Origin of the sequence: Blautia sp. MSJ-19, from assembly GCF_018918125.1 — a bacterium.
Classification (GTDB): domain Bacteria; phylum Bacillota; class Clostridia; order Lachnospirales; family Lachnospiraceae; genus Blautia_A.
Genome location: NZ_JAHLQA010000040.1, coordinates 1 through 1004, shown reverse-complemented (window position 1 = coordinate 1004; position 1004 = coordinate 1). Strand labels below are relative to the sequence as shown.

Below are 1004 nucleotides of genomic sequence, written 5' to 3'. Positions count from 1 at the left end.
CCGGAAGTCACCTGTTTGCCTTAAAGATGGCATAGATTTTGAAAATTGAAAGCAAAACAGTTTGAAATAAGGCATGCTGAGAGGGATGCTTAGGGATGAACTGTGCTTATGAAGAATGGCATCGAAACGATAGGTGATTTCGATGCCATTTTGGCATAAAACAGGGCTGCCGCCCAGCAAAAATATCTGCTAATGCGACAGCCCCCTCCCTGCTTTTACTAAAAAAGAAAAAAAAAGAAAAAAAGATGGCTAACGATAACCATCTTTCTCTCCGTTACATGTTATAATGTAACTATGCACAAACAAGATTATTATAACGAATTTTTCGAATTAGGGCAACAGAAAATTCATTTTAATTTCTATGATCTGTGTTTACCTGACGACGATCCCGTCTATACCCTTAAAAAAGTGATGGAGGAATTAGATTTTTCTGGCTTGTTAGCCAATTGTTCGGATAAGGGAAGAACCGGGTACAACCCGATCATGATGTATGCTGTAGTTACTTACGCGAACATGCGTGGGATACGTTCTGTTGACCGTATTGTTGATCTCTGCACAAGGGATCTTGCTTTTATCTGGCTGACACGGGGACAAAAACCAAAACGGGATGCTTTTTATGAATTCAAAAATAAAAAGCTGACTTCTGGTATCCTGGATGATCTGAATTACCAGTTCATGCGCCGCCTGGAAAAAGAAGGGCTGGTCACATTAAAAGAGCTTTTTATCGATGGCACGAAAATAGAAGCAAATGCCAACAGATATACCTTTGTCTGGCGTGGAAGCATCAATTATCATCTTGCTGGCCTGCTGGATTCTATCGATCAGCTTTTTTCAAAGTATAATGCTTTCATACAGGATCATGCGTATGCTTCAAAGTATGGGATTAGAAATGCACAGATGTTTGTGATCGAAGGGATGGATAAAGTCCGTGAGACCATTGAAAAGAACAGGAAACGAAAGCTCACCAAACATAAAAAGCTGTCTAATAACCGTATCATAGAGAT

At 39.7% G+C, this 1004-nt stretch carries 2 protein-coding genes; one reads left to right on the top strand and one right to left on the bottom strand.

Annotated elements, in window-relative coordinates; genetic code table 11:
* On the bottom strand, window positions 1-180 hold a 180-nt coding region (locus tag KQI91_RS13640; protein WP_216393326.1), incomplete at its 3' end, for a hypothetical protein.
* A gap of 114 nt (window positions 181-294) precedes the next feature.
* On the opposite strand from KQI91_RS13640, the gene KQI91_RS13635 reads away from it, so the two are divergent.
* A partial coding sequence (locus KQI91_RS13635; RefSeq protein ID WP_216393325.1) for a transposase occupies window positions 295-1004 on the top strand: 710 nt, incomplete at its 3' end.